This window comes from Pseudoalteromonas shioyasakiensis, assembly GCA_013391845.1.
GTDB classification, from domain to species: domain Bacteria; phylum Pseudomonadota; class Gammaproteobacteria; order Enterobacterales; family Alteromonadaceae; genus Pseudoalteromonas; species Pseudoalteromonas apostichopi.
In genome coordinates this window covers 2986218-3001264 of record CP058414.1, presented here as the reverse complement: position 1 = coordinate 3001264, position 15047 = coordinate 2986218, and the positions used below count along the sequence as shown (strand labels likewise).

Here is a 15047-nt window from a genome sequence, read left to right as displayed (position 1 = left end):
AGGCGTTTTTAACGCCGAATCAAACTGACAGCTCACTGTCAGCAATTCAACAATTTCTGCGTTACGCTTGATTGCGGGTTTTGAAAAATCGCTTCGGTTTGGCCGTATTCAACAATCTCACCGTGATCAAGTACTACGAGTTGGTCGCTTATGTGGCGCACCAGACTTAGATGATGAGTAATTAGCACATAGCTAAGCCCGGTATCTTTTTGTAGACGCAGTAATAAGTTTACCGTTTGTGCGCGCACAGATGGGTCTAGAGACGATAATGCTTCATCGAGCACTACCACTTTAGGATCTAAAATTAAAGCTCTTGCAAGCGCTATACGTTGCAATTGGCCACTACTAAACATATGCGGGTAATAGTATTGATGATCTAATAGCAATCCAACTTTTGCGAGGGTTTGCTTTATTTTATCTTCACGCTCTTCTTTGTTTAAGTCAGTGTTGTACTGTAAGCAGTCGTTAAGCATGTCACCAATGGTTAAACCCGGATTCAACGACGCCTCAGAATCTTGGAATATCATACGGATGTGGCGACAGTCATTATCACGTAAGCCATCATTTTCGATGATATTACCATCGAGTAGAATTTGTCCTTTATCGGCGTTATCGGCTCCTGAGAGCAATTTAGCTAAGGTACTTTTACCTGAGCCTGTTTCCCCGATAATCGCAATGGTTTCGCCTTGACCTAAACAAAACGAAATATCTTTTAAAACAGAGAAGCGCTTACGTGAAAATAAGCCAGCACGTAGGTTGAAACTCTTTGATAACGCTTGAACTTTTAGCAGTGGTTGCATTATTTCATCGCCTTAATCAATGGGAAATGACAGGCATAACTATGGCTATGATGCTTGGTTAACTTAGGTGTAACCACACATTCTTTTTGCGCTTGCGGGCATCGTGGGCCTAATCGGCAACCTATTGGCAAATGCTGTAAGGTTGGAATGGTGCCTTTTAATGCATAAAACGGTTCTTTGTGTGCTAGACCTTGCTCATAGTCAGGCAAACTTTTCAAAAGTGCTTGAGTATATGGATGGTATGGCTGACTAAAGATGCGATTAGTTGGACCTGCTTCAACCATTTGTCCGCAATAAAGTACATGCATGCCATGAGACCAGTCGATGATTTCTTCAAGCTCGTGAGAGATCATTAAAATTGACATATTCTTTAGCTGATTCAAGCTTTTTAATAGCCTAAATACTTGTGCGCGAGTGGTACTTTCAAGTGCAGTTGTTGGCTCATCGGCAATTAATAGCTTAGGAGTACGGGCAATTGCCATCGCAATCATCACTTTTTGACATATACCTTCAGAGAGTTCATGGGGGTAGCTGTCGAGCACTTTTTTATGATCTTTAATACCCACTTTATGAATTAACGCTTTTACTCTATCTTTACGCTGTTTATTACGCTTTAAGAAAAAGCCGCTGATGGCCTCAGCGGGTAGGGTTTCGGCAATTTGATCAAATATTTTTGCAGTAGGGTCTAGGCAGCGGCTTGGGTCTTGGTAGATCATAGCAATGTCTTGGCCCACCAGTTTACGGCGCTGCTCGTTAGATAAGCGCATCAAATCAACACCACGCCAGTGCATGCGATCTGCGGTGATATGCCAGCGTTTGTTCAAAACCCCAACAATGGCTTTTGCAATTAAGCTTTTACCAGAGCCAGACTCGCCAACCAAAGCATGCACTTCACCTTCTTTTAAGGTCATGCTGACCCTATCAACCGCACGAATTACGGTTTCTGAGGTGCGCAACTCTATCGTGAGATTGCGAATATCGAGTAATTGCATATTAGTCGGCCTTACGTTCTTTAAGCACTTGGCGTAAACCGTCACCTACTAAATTGGTAGACAGTACTGCTAAAAATAATAATACGCCCGGTAAGCCAACAGTCCAAGGGGCAAGGTAAATTAAACCGAGATTTTCAGCCAAAATAGCGCCCCATTCTGTGGTTGGGGGCTGGGCGCCAAGTTTTAAAAAGCCAAGTGCCGAGATATCCAAAATAGCGGTAGAAAGCGCCATGGTAAAAATAACCACAATATGCTCGTAAATATTTGGAAAGATACCACGGGCGAGAATATGCCAGTTGGATGCGCCATCAAGTTTGAATGCTGTGATGTAATCCTTGTTAAGCTCTTCAACAATTAAGTTACGTACCGAGTGAATAAACTGTGGCAATAAAGCTAAAATAATCGCCCATACTGTATTCATTAAGCCCGGGCCAAGAATCGCGATAATAATAATTGCCAGTAACAGCGATGGAATAGATAACGTAATATCGAGTAAGTGATTTAAAAAGCTTGAGCGAATACCGTGGCTAATACCAGCAAAAGTACCCACTAATACCCCAATCACGGTGGTTATTAAAGCTGCCACGACCGACAAACCAAAAGTATAAGTTGCACCATTCATTAAACGCGATAACACATCACGACCTAAATCGTCGGTGCCTAATAAAAAGCGCACATCACCAGCGTCATGCCAAGATGGCGGTAACAATAAAGCATCGCTGTGTTGTTGATTTACACCATAGGGTGCAAGCAGTGGTGCAGATACTGCCAGTAATACTAAAGCGATAAACAACCATAAGCCAACAAGGGCTGGGTGATTAGTCTTAAACTTTTTCCAAAATCGCGCTAGTGGCGATTTATTCGACTCTTCAGAGAATAAATTAAACTTTGCCATGAGCTTGGTTCCGCGATAGTGGGTCGAATAAGGTGTAAGTGAGCTCAGCAATAATTGTAGCTAAAATGACAAACATAGATACAGCGAGTAAGCCGCCTTGAATAGCTGGGTAGTCGCGTTGATAAATACTATCGATAAGCCAACGACCAATGCCTGGCCACGAGAAAATAACCTCGGTGATCATCGCAAGGGTGATCAAGGTACTAAACTGTAAACCGATTTGTTTAATAACCGGTAGCAGCGCATTACGTAGTGCGTGATGAATAATCAGCTGTGCACGGTTTAAGCCCTTTGCCCGCGCCGTTTTAATATAGCTTTGATCGAGTACTTTCAACATTGAGTCTCGGGTAAAGCGCACTAGAACAGTGGTTGGATACATAGCAAGCACTATAGTTGGCAGGGTTAAATGGTGTAAAGCATCTAAAAACGCCATACCATCATATGGAAAGTTACCTAGCATGATATCAATTAAAATAAAGCCAGTAACAGGCTCAATCTCGTAAAGTAGGCCCATACGACCCGACATAGGAAACCAGCCTAGTTGCAGTGAAAAAACCATAATTAACAAAAGAGCTAGCCAAAAAACCGGCATTGAGTAGCCGATAAGTGTGCCTGAGTTAATAAATTTGTCTGGCCAACGTTTGTAGTAAGCTGAAGCTAAGATACCCCCTGGTACGCCAACAGCAACTGAGACAAACAATGCATAAAGGCTTAATTCGAGCGTTGCAGGAAACAAGTCTTTAATATGCTGAAATACACTCTCGCCAGATGCAAAAGAGACCCCCCAATCACCCTGAATAATGCGCTCTAAAAAGGCAAAATATTGCACTATATAGTTTTCGGTAAAATGAAATCTTTCTTCAAGTGCACTGGTTTGCGAGAAGGTACTATTGGTAATACCGCTTAAGTTAGTAAGCGCATCACCAGGAAACAAAAAGCTTAATGAGAATGTAAAGATGCTCAGAGTTAACATCATAAACATTAAGAGCGCCAGGCGGCGAAGAATATAATCTAGGATCATTATTCTTTCCTCGCGTTAGCTAATGAAATACCACCGAAAGGGCTCAAACTGATGCCTTTTACATCACTACTTGCTGCCTGAAAGCGCATGCCATGGGCAATAGGTAAGATAGGGAGCTCTTGTACTATAATCCGCTGTGCCTGATTGTAATATTCTTTACGTTTTTCAAGATCGGTTGTGTCGAGAGCTTGTGTGAGTAACAAATCAAATTCAGGGTTACACCAATTAGACGGATTTTTACCACTAAAGGTAGCTGTACAGCTTAATAATGGACTCATAAAGTTATCAGGATCCGGCGTATCGGCAGCCCAACCTAACAATACGCTATCGTGGCGATGCTCGCCAACCCGTTGTAAAAAGGTATTCCACTCGTATTCGACGATATTAACGTTCACACCAATTTTGCGTAAATCGCTTTGCATCAGCTCAGCCATTTTTCGGGCATTAGGGTTATAAATACGACTTACGGGCATGGCCCAAATGTTCATATCAAAGCCATTTTTGTAGCCAGCTTCAGCGAGCAATGTTTTGGCAAGGGCAGGGTTAAATTCAGGCATAGCCTTTTGTGCTTCAAAAGCCCAAGAAGCTGGAGGAAGTAAAGACTGAGCCTTAATACCGTTACCGTAATATACCGCTTGCATGATTTTATCGATATCAATGGCGCTTGCGAGTGCTTGGCGTACACGTACATCATCAAAAGGCGGGCGCTCAGTGTTAAAGGCCCAATAACCAATGTTTAAGTTTTGTTCTTTTTGAACTTTAATGTCTTCACGTTGCGATAAAATACTAAGCTGCGCACTGCTTGGGTGCGCAGTAACATCACACTCTTTAGTGAGCATCTTGGCAACCCGGGTTGTCCCGTTTGGCGTAATGTCATACACCAGTTGCTCAAGTACTACAGGGTGTTTCCAGTAGTCAGGGTTACGGTAATAGCGAATTAAACGATCGCGACGATACTCTTTATATACATAAGGGCCAGTACCCACAGGGTATTGGTCAAATAAGTTTTCTTGATTTCGCGCTTTAAGTTGCATGGCGTATTCTTCAGATAACACCACAGCAAAGTCTGTTGCAAGGTTTGCTAAAAAGCTGCTTTCAGCATTATAAAGCTCAAACCGTACTTGGTAATCAGAAACACGAACAATGCGACGAATGAGCTGATCAATACCAACACTTTGAAAATATGGGTAACTGGCTTCGCCAACAAAGTGATAGGGGTTGTAGACGTCGAATAAGCGGCTAAAGGTAAAAATTACATCATCTGCGTTAAAATCACGACTTGGGGTGAAGTATTTAGTGGTATGAAATTTAACTCCTTTACGTAGGGTAAAGGTGATTGCTTTGCCGTCTGGGCTAATTTTCCAATCGGTTGCTAATTCTGCCTGAAATTCAGCAGACACCGGATCAATACTCAGTAGTCGGTCATAAAGCTGGTTAGCGATAATATCGATAGTTGAACCAGTCGTCGTCACTTGAGGATTAAACGACACAGGGTTTGCTTCAGCGCAATAGACCAAGCCCTGGTTTTTTTGTTCTGTGGTTTTTTCTTCGCTATCTAGGCAGCCTACTAAGCACACCAAAGACAAAGCAAGTAACGGTTTAAACACCTGATTAGCCTCTAACTATTGCTGCTGATCTAATAAATTGTATTTTTTCAAATAGCCACGTAATTGATGATACGTTAATTCTAAGTGTTCTGCAGTTTTCTTTTGGTTAAATTGACTATGTTCAAGCGCTTTTTTAATCACATCAATTTCAAAGTCATTAGACAGTTGCTTTAAATTGCAAGGAAATTGAATTTCAGGCTTACTCAGTGTCACCGCTTCTTGATTTTGTGTTGTTGTAATAGGCGCAGCTTCTACACTTGCAACTGGGACACTGCTCACTGCCGCTTTAACGCGCTGTTTAGGTCTATACTTACTCGCAAACGGGTCTAAAACAATCTGGTGAACGGGAATATGTTCGTTACCATGGCGATATAAACTACGTTCAACCACATTTTTTAATTCACGGATATTACCAGGCCATTCATAAGACTGAAGGGTTTCGATGGCGCTCCGAGTAAAGCCACTAAATAACTCCCATTCAAGATCACGGGCCATATTGATAGCAAATTGTTCTGCAAGTAGCATGATATCCTCTTGGCGTTCGCGCAGTGGAGGCAGAGTAATAACATCAAAGGCGAGACGGTCGAGTAAGTCGCTTCTAAATTCGCCTTGCTCAGCAAGCGTCGGTAAATCTTCATTGGTTGCACAAACGAGGCGGGTATCGACTTTAACGGTTTGCTTACCACCGACACGTTCAAATTCGCCGTATTCAATAACGCGTAGTAGCTTTTCTTGCACCATAGCTGAGGTATTGGCTAATTCGTCAAGGAATAGAGTACCGCCGTTAGCACGCTCAAAGCGGCCTTCATGGCGTTTGCTAGCACCAGTGAACGCGCCACTTTCATGGCCAAATAATTCACTTTCAAGTAGATTTTCATTAAGCGCTGCGCAGTTAAGCTTTATATAGTTTTGTTCCCAACGCTTAGATAAAAAGTGCAAACGCGCAGCAATGAGCTCTTTACCCGTACCGCGCTCACCAATAATCAGTACAGGTTTTTCCAAACTTGCTAGTTGTGACACTTGATCAAGTACACTTAAGAAACTGTCAGATTGGCCGAGTAAATTATCCTGTTGGCGAAATTGGCTCATATTCCCTAACTCTTAGTCATTTTTACTAAGATCTAGTGTATTTCATTATCTTCGAGAACTAAAGAAATTTATAAATTTAGTTTAACTGTTTGAATATATTAGGTTATTCTAGCTTTATAAAAGTTGGCAAGCATATTGATACTAGATATACCAACTGATTAAGTTAAAACACCAAAGAGGTAAATGTTATGGGAATTTTTTCACGTTTTGCAGACATCGTTAATTCTAATATCAATGCCATCTTAGATAAAGCAGAAGATCCAGAAAAAATGGTTCGCCTGATCATCCAAGAGATGGAAGATACATTAGTAGAAGTTCGCTCTACATCAGCAAAAACACTTGCTGAGAAAAAAGAGCTAGTACGTCGCGTTGAAACTTTGAAAGTTCAAGTTGCAGACTGGCAAGAAAAAGCTGAATTAGCACTAAGTAAAGACCGTGATGATTTAGCACGCGCAGCACTGATTGAAAAGCAAAAGTCAGCAGACGCAGTAGCTGCAGTTGAAACTGAGCTTGAACATGTAGAATCTCATATCGAGAAGCTACAGCAAGAAGTAAGCACGCTACAAGAGAAGCTAGCTGATGCAAAAGCGCGTCAAAAAGCAATCATCTTACGTCAGCGTTCTGCTGAATCGCGTCTTGAAGTTAAAAAAGCACTCGACAGTTCTAAAGTTGAAGACGCTTTAAACCGCTTCGAACGTTACGAAACTAAGATCGATGGTCTAGAATCACAAATAGAGTCTTATGATCTTGGTAAAAAATCATTAGCTGACGAAATTGCTGGTCTTCAGCAAGACGAAAAGATTGATGATGAGCTAGCTGAGCTTAAGAAAAAACTAGCAGATAAAAAATAATAAATGGGGGCGTGTCCCCCAATGCTTAAACACATAACGGATTGACAGGAGAGTACCATGTTCGACGCAGAAGTTTTGATGGCACCCATTATTGTTTTTATGGTGGTTGTTGCCCCACTTTGGCTAATTTTACATTACCGTAGTAAAAAGCAAGTGAGCCAAGGTTTAAGTGAACACGAACATCGCCAGCTGTTAGAGCTTGCACAAAAAGCAGATAAAATGGCAGAACGTGTTGAAACATTAGAAGCCTTACTAGATCAAGAGGCTCCGCAGTGGAGACGTAAAGTATGAGTACCAAACGCGAATTATTTAGAGACGCAGAGCGCGGTAAAATAGCTGGCGTGTGCGCAGGTATCAGCGACTACTTTAACATGGAGCTTTGGCTGGTACGTATTTTAGTCGTGACAGCAGTGCTATTATCAGGTGGTCCATTTATTGTTGTTGCTTACATTGCTGCTTGGTTTATTTTAGATAAAAAACCAGTAGAAAAAACAGAGAAAAGCACAGACAGCATCCATCAAGACCCGCTTGAAGTAAAGTTTAAAGTATGGCAAAAAGGGGAACCACCTCGCCGTGCATTGCAAGACTTAAAAGATCGTCTTGCTCGAGTTGATGGCCGTTTACAAGAGATGGAACGCTATGTCACATCAACAGAATTTACGGTTAGCCGTGAAATCAACAAACTTTAAAGGACATATACGCACCTTGTTTGCATCCTGATACCAAGCGCAAATAAGGTGCTAGACACTTTATGAGCCAATCATTTGCAAAAAACACCTTTAATTCGTTAAAAAATAAAGCGGAAAAAGCCCTTCATCGTAGTTTAGATCAACACGTGAAGTTAGCCGTCACAGGGTTAAGTGGCAGCGGTAAAACCGCGTTTATTACCGCCTTGGTTAAACACTTAACCAGCCAAGCTGACGATAAAAACTTACCTTTTTTTGATGTGATGCGTGAAAAACGCCATATCGCTACAAAAATAGTGCCGCAGCAAGCACTGACAATTCCTACATTTGAATATACCAATGCATTATCAGCGTTATTACCTGCTGAAGGTGAGCCTGCATGGCCTGCATCCACTGAGCGTATAAATACTTTACGTTTGGCAATTAAATACCAAAGTAACTCGGGGCTGCGTGGTCACTTTGCTCCGCAATCAACACTTTATTTAGATATTATTGATTATCCAGGTGAGTGGTTACTTGATTTGCCAATGCTAGAGCAATCCTTTGCTGATTGGTGTGAATTACAATATTCACTGTTGCAGCAAACAGCGCGTAACGAAAAGGCTAAGCCATTTTTAGCAGCCCTCGCTGAACTTGATTTATCAGCCAGTGTTGATGAGAGCAAGCTTGCTGATGTCGCTGCGCTTTACCAGCAGTTATTGGTTAGCCTTAAACAAGATACCAAACTTGCTATGCTACAACCTGGGCGCATGCTAATGCCCGGTGAGCTAAAAGGAGCACCGTTACTGCAGTTCTTCCCGGTTGCGAGTGTGCCTGACGATATAACCGAGGGGTCAAATTTAGCGCATCTTAAAAAGCGCTATAAAGCCTATGTAAAAGAGGTTGTAAAACCTTTTTACGAGCAGCATTTTCGTCATTTTGACCGACAAATTGTGCTGGTGGATGTGCTCAGTGCCTTAAATGAAGGTAGCGAAACGCTGCATGAGCAAAGCCGTGTTATTAACCAATTACTGGCGCACTTTAATTATGGTGAAGCAAGCTTCTTTAAACGTTTGTTTAAACCAAACATCGACAAGCTACTGTTTGCGGCCAATAAGTCAGATCATATTAGTGCTCAGTATCACAAAGATTTAGCACTGTTGCTTGATTCAATCGTGCATGACCAAACGAATCACTTAAAGTTCGAAGGTGTGCAAATCGAAACCATGGCAATGTCATCTATCTGCGCAACAGAGCCGCGCCAAGTGGCTGAAAAAGGCCAGCAGTTAGCTTGTATTTATGGCAAGCCTTTAGGCGAGCAAGAATGGCTAACATATTTACCGCCGCAGCCACCGTCACGCCTTCTCAACAAACAAGAGTGGCCAAAACAGGGCTTTGAGTTCTTATCGTTTTCGCCACTGCCATGTCCTGATAAACGGTTAAAGCATATTCGTTTAGATCATGTCATGCAGTACCTGATAGGAGATAAACTAACATGAGTGAGCAACCTAAGGAGATGAATTTTCAGGCTGGTCGTCGTATTTCAAGCTCAGCAAGCAATGAGGCTCCTACAAAGGAGTTAACCGTTGCAAAAGTCATAGAAAACGCAGAATTTATCGACACAGAGGACGAACTGCAAGATAGCATCGAACTTGAGCCTGTGTATAAAAAGTCAAAGTGGCAAACCTTAAAAGGGGTGTTTGTTGTTAGCTTTTTAGCTTTAGTGTTACTTGAGTTTGCAATGTCATTATTTGTGACGTTCCAACAATCGATTATTTTAGGTTCCGTCTATTTAACAGCTGTTCTCAGTGGTGTGCTACTGATTGCCCGTGTTATTTGGCGCGAGTACCGCATGTTGAGAAGTTTAAAGCGCAACCAATTGCATCGAACCGAGGCTGACCGCTTACTTAACAGTGAGCAAGTAGGTGAAGCACTACCATGGCTTGAAAAGCTTAATAAACATCAGGAACTGACTGGGTTTGAAGAGTTTAAGCAGCAAATAGCAAGTCATCATACAGATAAAGAAATCATGACATTATACGCTGATAGTTTATTGGTGAGCCAAGATCAACAAGCGAAAAAACTGATTAACCGTTTTGCTACTGAGTCCGGTTTATTGGTTGCGCTAAGCCCGCTGGCTTTAGTCGATATGATGGCAGTTTTATGGCGAGGCACTAAGTTAATTGAACAAATTGGCCGGATCTACGGTATTGGTTTTGGTTACGCAAGCCGTATTAAGTTGTATCGTTTATTAGTGAAACAAGTGCTGTTTGTCGGCAGTGCAGAATTGGTTTCAGATTTAGCGGCAACGGCACTGAGCGCTGAATTATTGGGAAAATTGTCGGGGCGTGCAGCACAAGGGCTAAGTGCAGGTATTTTTACCGCGCGTATAGGTTATAAAGCAATGGAGCTTAGCCGCCCGTTACCTCGCTTAGAGCATAAGCGTAGCTTGCTAAAAGAAACTGCCAATAGTATTGCCCGTAAAATTGCCTCACGCACGAGCGATAAAGAGACCGAAAATACAAAATGACAACTTTTGTGTACAGTTAATAAAAACTGCTGAGTGATATTTAGCCATCTGAGCATCCGGCATGCTTGTGCATCTTGGGTATCTACGTTTTATTTATGAGTATGAAGTACTGATAATAAAAACGAGAACACACAATGACTAAGCATCACTTACATACACAATGTATTCATGGTCCAGAAAAACCAAATGACCCACATGGCGCACTGAGTGCGCCACTTTACCAAACCTCTACCTTCTCTTTTGCTAATGCCGCCCAAGGTGCAGCCCGATTTGCTGGTGAAGAGCAGGGCTTTATTTATACCCGTTTAGGTAATCCGACAACCCAAGAGCTAGAACAGAAAGTGGCTCAGTTAGAAAACTGTGAAGCGGCTGCTGCAACGGCTACAGGTATGGGAGCAGTGTCTGCGTCTGTACTTAGCTTTTTACAACAAGGTGACCACTTAGTGGCATCAAGCGCGTTATACGGCTGTACCTTTGCATTTTTTGCTCACATGCTGCCGCGCTTTGGTATTGAAGTCACTTTTGTTGATATGACCAACGAAGCTGAACTTCGCGGGGCGGTAAAAGCAAACTCAAAAATGATTTTTGCAGAAACACCAATTAATCCGACCATGGCGGTGCTTGATCTAAGTTTAATTGCCGATGTTGCCAAGCAGCATCAACTGATAAGCGTTATCGACAATACATTCCTAACTCCATTGCTACAGCAACCGACCTCGTTTGGCATTGATATTGTGGTACATAGCGCAACTAAATACCTAAATGGCCACGGTGATGTGGTGGCAGGGCTAGTTTGCGGTACAGAAGAGCATATCAATTTGATAAAAATGACGGTGCTAAAAGATATTGGTGCAACGATTAGCCCGCATGATGCATGGTTAATTAATCGTGGTTTAAAAACCCTAGCTGTGCGCATGGAGCGCCACTGCGCGAGTGCTCAAGTTGTGGCTGAATATTTAGAGCAACACCCGCTAGTAAGCCAAGTTTATTACCCGGGGCTTAAATCACACCCGGGTCACAAATTTATTGGCTCACAGATGAAAGCTGCTGGAGGTGTTATAGCCTTTGAAATTAAGGGCAGCCTCGAAGATGGCGAAACATTTATAAATAACACCCAGCTTTGCACGCTTGCGGTTAGTTTAGGGGATGCTGAAACCCTTATTCAACACCCGGCATCGATGACACATTCGCCTTATACACCTGAAGAAAGAGCGGCTGCTGGGATTAGTGATGGCCTAATTCGATTATCTGTTGGTCTAGAAGATGTTAACGATATTATTAACGATCTTAAAACTGCATTTACATTCATCGGATAGGTTGTAATTATAAGTTTACGAAAATACCTTCTTTAATCCCTTTAAATATGGGGTATGTAAACTTTTAGATGTTTTGCTGTAATTTAATGTTTACGTTAAGGCTGTTTCTGCAAACCTTAGAAACAGCCTTAACTATTAAAATTTCGCTTACTTTTACATAGTATCGACTTAACAAGTTAATGAGATTCTGATCAATGCTGATCAAGATTTAACGAAGAAGGTTATTATGGCTAAAGCAAGTAATTACACCTCCAAGCAACCTGATGAAAATGGGGTTATCCATTGGAGCGAAGAAGAAAATAAAATATGGTCAGAGCTAGTTGCTCGCCAACTAGCTTGCATAGAAGGTAAAGCCTGTGATGAATATTTAGCAGGTCTTAAGAAAATTAATTTACCAACAGATCGTATTCCACAACTTAGTGAACTCAACGAAGTGCTACTCGAAACAACGGGCTGGCAAGTTGCGCCTGTTCCGGCACTGATCGATTTTGATGAGTTCTTTCGATTATTAGCAAACAAGCAGTTCCCAGTAGCGACTTTTATTCGCAGCCGTGAAGAGTTTGACTACTTACAAGAGCCAGATATCTTCCACGAGATTTTTGGTCATTGTGCCATGCTTACCAACCCAGCATTTGCTGAGTTTACGCACAAATATGGTCAGTTAGGTTATGCCGCTGAAAAGAAAGATCGTGTTTATTTAGCACGCCTTTACTGGTTTACTGTTGAGTTTGGTTTGATGCAAACCGAACAAGGTCTGCGTATTTATGGTGGTGGTATTTTATCAAGTCCAGGTGAAACACAATATGTGTACTCAGATAAGCCAGAAATCAATGCGATGAACGTGCTTGATGTATTACGTACACCTTATCGTATTGATATTATGCAGCCTGTGTACTACACCATTAACTCAATCAATGATTTATTTGATATTTCACAAATGGATATCATGTCGCTGGTGAGTAAAGCAAAAGAATTAGGGCTACATGAGCCAAAGTTTCCTCCTAAAGAAAAATTAGCAAGTTAAGGATTTATAATGTCTTCATTAAGCACACAAAAGTGTGAAGCGTGTCGTGCGGATGCGCCTAAAGTATCTGATGCTGAATTAGCAGAATTGATCAAAATGATCCCAGACTGGGTTCCAGAAGTGCGCGACGGCATTATGCAATTAGAGCGTGTTTACAAGTTTAAAAACTTCAAGCAAGCACTTGAGTTCACTAATAAAGTGGGCGATATGGCTGAAGAAGAAGGCCACCACCCAGGTCTGTTAACCGAGTGGGGTAAAGTAACCGTTACTTGGTGGAGCCACTCTATCAAAGGGTTACACAAAAATGATTTTATCTGTGCTGCTAAAACAGACGATGTATTCGCTGCACTGTAAATTTTAAGTTCTGCCCAGAACGATAAAAGGCGTAACCTCAGGTTGCGCCTTTTTGCTTTTTTAGAGCCCAAGAATTAACATTAGGCTCTTATCTTTGCGAGAACACTAGAAAAGTAAATAATGAAAAACAAAGCGCTTATTCTGCCATTCCTACTCATTTTACTGCCCTTAATTGATAGCTTGTTTATCCCGCAAACATTTGGCATGCAATGGCATAGCCCTAAGCTGATGTATCAAATAGGCGTAGCGCTGATGATTGTAAAGCTCACTATGGTTGCCATCGGGCTTTGGTTATTACTCAAAGCAAAGCGCCTTTATATGGAAGCCAGTAAATCGACCCGTATGCTTAAATTTTCAGTATTTTTACTCGGCGGCTTACAAGTTGTGATAATGACTGCAATATGCTTTTGGTATTTAGTAGCGGGCACGCAAGCGAAACACTTTATGCTGCAAGATAACATTGCTGTATTTACCGCTGATTATGGCGTATTTGCCCCGGTACATCATGAGTTTTCATTTATATGCTTTGATGCCAATGGTTTTTACCATATGCAACCAATTGCCCAGCTACCTTGGCTTGGAACCTTTACTTTTACTAGCCAAGATTCACGTTTGATCATTCAACATAAAAACCAAAGCGGCGCGAATACTCAAGAAATTTCATTAAAAGGGTATGGCTGTTTGCAATAAAGCGGGAAGGTGTTTGGCGTTATGAGCTGTATTTTTTTTCAAAGAAAACAGTATTGGGATTTATATTGTCGAAACTGCCAGCTCTGAAAATATCCTCTAAAGCTGGCAGTCTATTTCTTACATGGCTTACTTGCTATTGCTTTACCTGAACTTCGACTTCTTGCCCGGTTTGTAGTTGCTCGGCGCCGCGCACTGCAACTTTATCGCCCGCATTTAAAGCGATGTTAGAAGTCGGGGTGACTTCAACAAGTTTATCTTTACCATTACCTACTTTTACGGGAACTTGCAGGGCTTTGTTGTCGTTGTCGATTTTGACGATATGGGTGCCTTTTTTGCGTAAGATAAGCGCATCGCGATTCACCAGTAGTACATCCCCTTTGCTTTTTAGTGGCACGGCTACATCAACCAGTTGGCCTATTGCCCATGTTTGCTCGGCGTCTCTTGGTAGTAGGGCGCGTACTTCTACAGTTTGTGAACGCGGATCGGTTGATGGGATCACCGCTGTTACGGTAGCTGTTGTCATATCAGGGGCTGATAAGTCGCCGGCTTGAATTGGTAACTCTATGCCTTTGTGTAAAAACTTTAAGTATTTAACAGGCACGTACAAACGCACTTCTAAGTTATTAATATCGAGAAGGGTGACCAGTTCATCAGCACGATTTATTTCGCGGCCAGCGCGTTTAAAACGCTCGCTGATCACGCCATCAAATGGGGCGCGAACGGTTGCACGGGAAAGCTGATCGTCTATCACTTTTAATTCAACCTTAGCCAGTGCGATATCAGATAACGCAAGGTCATGCTTATTTTGCATATCATCAACTTGGCTTGCTGCTGCACTGCTGGCTTTGGCGAGTTTTTGTAAACGAGCTAGCTCTTGTTGATATAAGCGTAAGTTTATTTTGGCGCGATTGAGCATTTCTTGCTGACGTGCTTTTTCAAGCTCAAGCGGTAAGGTATCCATACGTACGAGGGTGTCGCCACTTTTAACCAGAGTACCTGGCTCAACAACATATAATAAACGGCCGCTAACGCCTGCTGTTAGGGTTACATCATCTTTGCCATACAAAGTGCCACTGACTTCAATTTCGCTTGTCAGTGGAGCTTGTGTGACAGTTTCTACAGTAACCGGCACGACTGCAAAGGCATTAAATGCGATAAGGCTTATTAGCGCACAAAAGCGAGCGGTTAATTTACGAAAAGGTGTGTTCATTGT

General features: G+C 42.1%; 16 protein-coding genes. 9 read left to right on the top strand and 7 right to left on the bottom strand.

Features of this window, described 5'->3' with window-relative positions:
- Positions 1-38: 38 nt before the first annotated feature.
- Genes HYD28_13750 through pspF form a run of 6 tightly spaced genes read right to left on the bottom strand, consistent with a single transcriptional unit; the run spans position 39 to position 6404 of the window.
- Positions 39-800 carry an ATP-binding cassette domain-containing protein gene (locus HYD28_13750; GenBank protein ID QLE09932.1) on the bottom strand — a complete coding sequence of 254 codons (762 nt, stop codon included), beginning with the start codon at positions 798-800 and terminating at the stop codon, positions 39-41.
- The gene (locus tag HYD28_13745) at positions 800-1792 is read right to left on the bottom strand and encodes an ATP-binding cassette domain-containing protein (protein QLE09931.1); all 993 of its coding nucleotides are present in this window, start codon (positions 1790-1792) and stop codon (positions 800-802) included. The genes HYD28_13750 and HYD28_13745 overlap by 1 nt, the downstream gene beginning before the upstream one ends.
- A gap of 1 nt (position 1793) precedes the next feature.
- Positions 1794-2687: an ABC transporter permease subunit gene (locus tag HYD28_13740; protein QLE09930.1), complete on the bottom strand. Its 894-nt coding sequence runs from the start codon at positions 2685-2687 to the stop codon at positions 1794-1796.
- Positions 2674-3708, bottom strand: coding sequence for an ABC transporter permease (locus HYD28_13735; protein ID QLE09929.1), 1035 nt, complete (start codon positions 3706-3708; stop codon positions 2674-2676). Before HYD28_13735 ends, HYD28_13740 begins: the two co-directional genes overlap by 14 nt.
- Positions 3708-5315, bottom strand: a complete 1608-nt coding sequence (locus tag HYD28_13730; GenBank protein QLE09928.1) for an ABC transporter substrate-binding protein — start codon at positions 5313-5315, stop codon at positions 3708-3710. The genes HYD28_13735 and HYD28_13730 overlap by 1 nt, the downstream gene beginning before the upstream one ends.
- Positions 5316-5330: 15 nt before the next feature.
- Positions 5331-6404 (bottom strand): phage shock protein operon transcriptional activator, encoded by a 1074-nt coding sequence (gene pspF, locus HYD28_13725; GenBank protein QLE09927.1) that lies wholly within the window; start codon positions 6402-6404, stop codon positions 5331-5333.
- Between the two features lie 188 nt (positions 6405-6592).
- Between pspF and pspA the strand changes: the two genes are divergently transcribed.
- The 9 genes from pspA to HYD28_13680 all read left to right on the top strand — a co-directional run bounded on the left by pspA (position 6593) and on the right by HYD28_13680 (position 13834).
- The gene (gene pspA / locus HYD28_13720; GenBank protein QLE09926.1) at positions 6593-7255 is read left to right on the top strand and encodes a phage shock protein PspA; all 663 of its coding nucleotides are present in this window, start codon (positions 6593-6595) and stop codon (positions 7253-7255) included.
- Positions 7256-7312: 57 nt separating this feature from the next.
- Positions 7313-7546, top strand: a complete 234-nt coding sequence (gene pspB, locus HYD28_13715) for an envelope stress response membrane protein PspB (protein QLE09925.1) — start codon at positions 7313-7315, stop codon at positions 7544-7546.
- Positions 7543-7944, top strand: coding sequence for an envelope stress response membrane protein PspC (gene pspC / locus HYD28_13710; protein ID QLE09924.1), 402 nt, complete (start codon positions 7543-7545; stop codon positions 7942-7944). The genes pspB and pspC overlap by 4 nt, the downstream gene beginning before the upstream one ends.
- Before the next feature lie 62 nt (positions 7945-8006).
- Positions 8007-9419 carry a YcjX family protein gene (locus tag HYD28_13705; protein QLE09923.1) on the top strand — a complete coding sequence of 471 codons (1413 nt, stop codon included), beginning with the start codon at positions 8007-8009 and terminating at the stop codon, positions 9417-9419.
- Positions 9416-10450, top strand: coding sequence for a TIGR01620 family protein (locus HYD28_13700; GenBank protein ID QLE09922.1), 1035 nt, complete (start codon positions 9416-9418; stop codon positions 10448-10450). The genes HYD28_13705 and HYD28_13700 overlap by 4 nt, the downstream gene beginning before the upstream one ends.
- Positions 10451-10584: 134 nt before the next feature.
- The gene (gene megL / locus HYD28_13695) at positions 10585-11766 is read left to right on the top strand and encodes a methionine gamma-lyase (protein ID QLE09921.1); all 1182 of its coding nucleotides are present in this window, start codon (positions 10585-10587) and stop codon (positions 11764-11766) included.
- 226 nt (positions 11767-11992) lie between these two features.
- On the top strand, positions 11993-12790 hold the full coding sequence (locus HYD28_13690) for a phenylalanine 4-monooxygenase (GenBank protein QLE09920.1): 798 nt from the start codon (positions 11993-11995) through the stop codon (positions 12788-12790).
- 9 nt (positions 12791-12799) lie between these two features.
- Complete coding sequence (locus HYD28_13685) at positions 12800-13144, top strand: 4a-hydroxytetrahydrobiopterin dehydratase (protein QLE09919.1); 345 nt, start codon at positions 12800-12802, stop codon at positions 13142-13144.
- Between the two features lie 120 nt (positions 13145-13264).
- Positions 13265-13834 carry a hypothetical protein gene (locus tag HYD28_13680; GenBank protein ID QLE09918.1) on the top strand — a complete coding sequence of 190 codons (570 nt, stop codon included), beginning with the start codon at positions 13265-13267 and terminating at the stop codon, positions 13832-13834.
- Positions 13835-13967: 133 nt separating this feature from the next.
- On the opposite strand, the gene HYD28_13675 is transcribed toward HYD28_13680, so the two are convergent.
- Positions 13968-15044 carry an efflux RND transporter periplasmic adaptor subunit gene (locus tag HYD28_13675; protein QLE10566.1) on the bottom strand — a complete coding sequence of 359 codons (1077 nt, stop codon included), beginning with the start codon at positions 15042-15044 and terminating at the stop codon, positions 13968-13970.
- Positions 15045-15047: the final 3 nt, after the last annotated feature.

Excerpts from the sequence above, each read along its gene's own strand:
- HYD28_13750 (QLE09932.1), bottom strand. The coding sequence starts at position 800 with ATGCAACCACTGCTAAAAGTTCAAGCGTTATCAAAGAGTTTCAACCTA.
- HYD28_13745 (QLE09931.1), bottom strand. The coding sequence starts at position 1,792 with ATGCAATTACTCGATATTCGCAATCTCACGATAGAGTTGCGCACCTCA.
- HYD28_13740 (QLE09930.1), bottom strand. The coding sequence starts at position 2,687 with ATGGCAAAGTTTAATTTATTCTCTGAAGAGTCGAATAAATCGCCACTA.
- HYD28_13735 (QLE09929.1), bottom strand. The coding sequence starts at position 3,708 with ATGATCCTAGATTATATTCTTCGCCGCCTGGCGCTCTTAATGTTTATG.
- pspF (QLE09927.1), bottom strand. The coding sequence starts at position 6,404 with ATGAGCCAATTTCGCCAACAGGATAATTTACTCGGCCAATCTGACAGT.
- pspA (QLE09926.1), top strand. The coding sequence starts at position 6,593 with ATGGGAATTTTTTCACGTTTTGCAGACATCGTTAATTCTAATATCAAT.
- pspB (QLE09925.1), top strand. The coding sequence starts at position 7,313 with ATGTTCGACGCAGAAGTTTTGATGGCACCCATTATTGTTTTTATGGTG.
- pspC (QLE09924.1), top strand. The coding sequence starts at position 7,543 with ATGAGTACCAAACGCGAATTATTTAGAGACGCAGAGCGCGGTAAAATA.
- HYD28_13705 (QLE09923.1), top strand. The coding sequence starts at position 8,007 with ATGAGCCAATCATTTGCAAAAAACACCTTTAATTCGTTAAAAAATAAA.
- HYD28_13700 (QLE09922.1), top strand. The coding sequence starts at position 9,416 with ATGAGTGAGCAACCTAAGGAGATGAATTTTCAGGCTGGTCGTCGTATT.
- megL (QLE09921.1), top strand. The coding sequence starts at position 10,585 with ATGACTAAGCATCACTTACATACACAATGTATTCATGGTCCAGAAAAA.
- HYD28_13690 (QLE09920.1), top strand. The coding sequence starts at position 11,993 with ATGGCTAAAGCAAGTAATTACACCTCCAAGCAACCTGATGAAAATGGG.
- HYD28_13685 (QLE09919.1), top strand. The coding sequence starts at position 12,800 with ATGTCTTCATTAAGCACACAAAAGTGTGAAGCGTGTCGTGCGGATGCG.
- HYD28_13680 (QLE09918.1), top strand. The coding sequence starts at position 13,265 with ATGAAAAACAAAGCGCTTATTCTGCCATTCCTACTCATTTTACTGCCC.
- HYD28_13675 (QLE10566.1), bottom strand. The coding sequence starts at position 15,044 with ATGAACACACCTTTTCGTAAATTAACCGCTCGCTTTTGTGCGCTAATA.